Raw genomic sequence first — 4840 nt, 5'->3', positions numbered from 1 at the left:
GTCGCGCCCAGGGCCCAGGGCGACGAGCAGGCGGACTGGTGGCAGCTCGGTCTGGGCGGCGACACCGGTACCCTGCCCGCCTCCTACGCGCTGGAAGCCGGCGGCGTCGTGCGCGACGGGCCGGCGGGCGCGGAGCTCACCGTCCTGCTGTCCTGGCCCGGCGACCTGTTCGACGAGGCGCGGGTCGCTGCCCTCGCCGAGGGATGGGTGGCGATGCTGACCGGGCTGGCCGAGCACGCCGCGCGCCCCGAGGCGGGCGGGCACACCCCCTCCGACTTCCCGCTGCTCGCCATGGCGCAGGGCGAGCTCGACGTGGTGGCGGCCGAACTAGCGCGGAACACGCACGAGAGGAGAGACCGGTGAGCCAGCTCGACGTGGAGGATCTGTGGCCGCTGTCCCCGCTACAGGAGGGCCTGCTCTTCCAGACGCTCTACGACGGGCGGACCGGCGACGTCTACTCCGGCCAGCGTGACCTTGATCTGACCGGGCCGCTGGACCCGGCGCTGCTGCGGGCGTCCGGGGAGGCCCTGCTGGACCGGCACGCCAACCTACGAGCCGGGTTCCAGCAGCTCTCCGGCCTGGACCAGCCCGTACAGGTGATCGCCAGGAAGGTACGGCTGCCGTGGCGTGAGGTCGACCTGGCGCACCTGGCGGAAGAAGCGGCGTTGGAACAGGCCATGCGGCTGGCCGCCGAGGAGCGGGACCGCGGGTTCGACCCGGCGCAGCCGCCACTACTGCGTTTTCTGCTGATCCGGTTCGGTGCGCGGCGCCACCGGCTGGTGCTCACCATCCACCACATCCTGCTGGACGGCTGGTCGCAGCCGATGTTCACGCGGGAGCTGTTCGCCGTCTACCAGGCCGGAGGCACGACGGGCGGGCTCAGGCCGGTCTCGCCGTACCGGGACTACCTGGAGTGGCTCGACCGCCAGGACCGCCAGGCCGCCCGTGAGGCGTGGCGGGTCGAGCTGGCCGGGACGGACGAGCCGACCCTGGTGGCCCAGCCCGATCCGGTGCGTGAGCCGCAGCCGGCCGAGCGCGTGAACACGTCGGTGAGCCCCGAGCTGACGGCCGCCCTGCGGGCCCTCGCTCGTGGTCATGAGCTGACGATGAACACGGTCGTCCAAGGCGCCTGGGCACTGCTGGTCAGCCGCCTGGCCGGCCGCCGTGACGTGGTGTTCGGCGCGGTGGTGGCGGGCCGCCCGCCCGAACTGCCCGGGGTCGAGGACATGGTAGGCCTGTTCATCAACACCGTGCCGATCCGGGTGCCGCTCGACCCCGCCCAGCCGGTCGCCGAGATGCTTACGGCGCTGCAGGCCCGCCAGACGGCGCTGATGTCCTGCCACTACCTGGGCCTTGCCGAGATCCAGCGGATCACCGGCCCCGGCGCCACCTTCGACACGCTGCTGGCCTACGAGAACTACCCGCTCGACTCGTCGTGGGTCTCCGCGATGGCTGACGACCGCGACCTGACGATCACTCCGGCCGGGGGGCACGAGGCGCCGCACTATCCGCTCGCGCTGGCCGTGGTCCCCGGCCGGGACCGGCTGGAGCTGCGGCTGTCCTACCAGCCCGAGGTGTACGAGCGGGAGATGGCCGAGGGGCTGGCCGCCGCCATGGTGCGGGTGCTGGCTACGATCGCAGCCGACCCTGCCGCCCGTGTCGGCACGGTCGGCATCCTGGACGAGACGGGCCGGGATCTGGTGATCCGGCGGTGGAACGACACCGCGGTGCCGGTGGACGCCGGGTCGCTGGTCACGGCGTTCGAGCGACGCGTCGCCGAGCATCCGCACGCCGTCGCCATCGACGGGGACGTCACGCTGACCTACCAGGAGCTGAACGCGCGCGCCGACCGGCTCGCCCGTCTGCTGGCCACGCTCGGCGTGGGCACCGAGAGCCTGGTCGGGGTACTGATGGAGCGGTCGGCCGAGCTGGTGGTGGCGCTGCTCGGGGTGGTGAAGGCGGGCGCCGCCTATGTGCCGCTGGATGCCGCCAACCCGCTGGAGCGGATGAAGGCCGTGATCGCCGAGGCCGCACCCGTGGCGCTGCTGGTCGGCCAGGCCACGATCGACCACCCGATGACCCGCGAGGGCGGCCTGCCCGCCGCCAACATCGTCCGGGTCCCCTCGGAGGTGCCGGCCGGCGACGGCCCCTTCCCGGTTGTCCCGGCCGCGGCCAACCTGGCGTACGTCATGTACACCTCGGGATCGACGGGGGTGCCGAAGGGAGTGGCGGTCACCCACGGCAACGTGGTCGACTTCTGCCTGGATGGCGCCTGGCCCGCCGAGGTGACCGAGCGGGTCATGGTGCAGGCCAACCACGCCTTCGACGCCTCCACCTACGAGGTGTGGGTGCCGCTGCTGCGCGGCGGCACCGTCGTGGTCGCGCCGGCCGGTGACCTGGATGCCGCCGACCGGGAGCGGTTCATCGCCGCCCACCGGATCACCAACGTCCACGCGACCGCCGGCCTGTTCGCCGCGCTGGGCGAGCAGACCCCGCACATCTTCGCCGGGGTACGCGAGGTGTCGACCGGCGGCGACGTGGTCTCGGCGGCCGCGGTGAGGACTCTGCTGGAGACCCATCCGGACATGGTCGTGCGGTCCACCTACGGGCCGACCGAGACGACCGCCTTCGCCACCCACCTCCCCTTCACCGCGGGCGACCGGGTGCCGGCGTCGGTGCCGATCGGCCGCCCGCTGGACAACACCCGGATCTACGTGCTGGACGGCTTCCTGCAGCCGGTCCCGCCCGGCGTCGGGGGAGAACTGTACGTGGCCGGCGGCGGGCTGGCCCGCGGCTACCTGAACCGGCCAGGCCTCACCTCGGAACGCTTCGTGGCCTGCCCCTTCGGCGCGCCGGGCGAGCGGATGTACCGGACCGGGGACCTGGCCCGGTGGACCGGTGACGGGCTGCTGGTCTTCCTGGGGCGGGCCGACACGCAGGTGAAGATCCGCGGGTTCCGGATCGAGCTGAGCGAGATCGAGAACGTGCTGTCCGGCTGCCCGGGGGTCGCGCGGGTCGCGGTGGTAGCCCACACCAGCCAGGCCGACCACAGCCAACTGGTCGCCTACGTGGTGCCCGCCGAGGGGGAGAGCGTGACGGGCTCCGCGGTGCGGAGGTACGCGGCGGGACGGCTGCCGGACTACATGGTCCCCGCCGCCGTCGTCCCGCTGGCGGAGCTGCCGCTGACGGGCAACGCCAAGCTGGACCGGGCGGCCCTGCCCGCGCCGGACTTCGGCCGCATGGCGACCGGGCGCGAGCCGCGCACGCCGATCGAGGAGGTGCTGTGCTCGCTGTTCGTCGACGTGCTGAAGCTGGAGTGGATCGGGGCCGACGACAACTTCTTCGAGCTGGGTGGCGACTCCCTGCTGGCGATGCGGCTGCTCGCCCGGGTACGGGCCGTCCTCGACGTCGAGGTGGGAATCCGCACCCTGTTCACCGGCGCCACCCCGGCGGCGGTGGCCCGTGTGGTCGAGGCCGGTGGCCGCTCGCGGCCCGAGTTGGTTGCCGGGGTACGGCCGGACCCGGCGCCGCTGTCGTTCGGCCAGGCCCGGATGTGGTTCCTCAACCAGTTGGAGGAGGGACGGGCGGTCTACAACGTGCCGCTCGCGCTGAAGTTGACCGGGCAGCTCGACCGGTGGGCGCTGCAGGCCGCGCTGGCTGACGTCGCGGCGCGTCACGAAAGCCTGCGGACAGTTTTCCCTGACGTCGACGGCGTGCCGGGCCAGCACCTGCTGGACGAGACGGTGGGCCGCCCGGAACTGGTGATGGTGGCGGTGACCGAGGCGGAGCTGCCGTCGCTGATGGCCGCCGAGTTGGGGCGCGGGTTCGACGTGGGCAGCGAGCCGCCGCTGCGGGTACGGCTGTTCACGCTGTCCCCCCGGGAGCACGTGCTGCTGCTGGTGGCGCACCACATCGCCTCCGACGGCTGGTCGATGGGCGTGCTGGCCCGCGACCTGTCGGTGGCCTACACCGCCAGGCTGCGTGGGCGGGTACCGCAGTGGACCAGATTGCCGGTCCAGTACGCCGACTACGCGGTGTGGCAGCGCGCGGTGCTGGGTGATCTGTCCGACCCGGCGAGCCTGATCAGCGAGCAGCTCGCGTACTGGCGGGAGGCACTTGCCGACATCCCCGCGGAGCTGGCCCTGCCGGTCGACCGCCCGCGCCCGCCGGTGCCGAGCTTCACGGGCGGCGCGGTGCCGGTCCGGATCGGCGCGCAGACCCACGAGCGGCTTGCCCGGCTGGCCCGGGGGCGGCGGGCAACGCTGTTCATGGTGATGCAGGCCGCAGTTGCGCTGCTGCTGTCTCGCCTTGGCGGGGGCAACGACATCCCGATCGGCACCGCAGTGGCGGGCCGGGGCGAGGCCGCCCTGGATGACCTGATCGGCTTCTTCGTCAACACGCTGGTGCTGCGCACCGACGTCGGCGGCGATCCCTCGTTCAACGACCTGGTGGCCCGGGTGCGGGAGCGGAACCTGGCCGCCTACGCCCATCAGGACGTGCCGTTCGAGCGGTTGGTCGAGGAGCTCTACCCGGCCCGCTCGTTGTCGCGGCACCCGCTGTTCCAGGTGTCCCTCGGGTTGCAGAACACCCCGCAGGACACCGGCTGGGAGCTGCCGGGGCTGACCATCCAACCGCACAGGTCCGGGGTCAACGCCGCCAAGTTCGACCTGTCGTTCAGCCTGGCCGAGCACCGTGGCGCCGACGGTGAACCGGCGGGGATCGGTGGGACCGTCGGCTACGCGGCCGACCTGTTCGACCGGCCCACGGTGCAGAAGGTGGCCGAGCGCCTGGTGGCCGTGTTGGACGCGGTGGCCGCCGATCCCGCGTTGCGGGTGAGCCA

The 4840-nt window shown here is 72.9% G+C and carries 2 protein-coding genes; both read left to right on the top strand.

Translation table 11 applies throughout. The features are described from left to right. Positions 1-363: hypothetical protein (locus AC08OO_RS22500; RefSeq protein WP_476619044.1), on the top strand; the 363-nt coding region annotated here is incomplete at its 5' end. Next, positions 360-4840, top strand: a 4481-nt coding sequence (locus tag AC08OO_RS22495) for an amino acid adenylation domain-containing protein (protein ID WP_476619043.1), incomplete at its 3' end; no start/stop codon positions are given. The genes AC08OO_RS22500 and AC08OO_RS22495, both read left to right, overlap by 4 nt.

The sequence above is a fragment of the Frankia sp. CeCAU1 genome (assembly GCF_977971845.1).
This window is presented reverse-complemented; position numbering and strand designations above follow the sequence as displayed.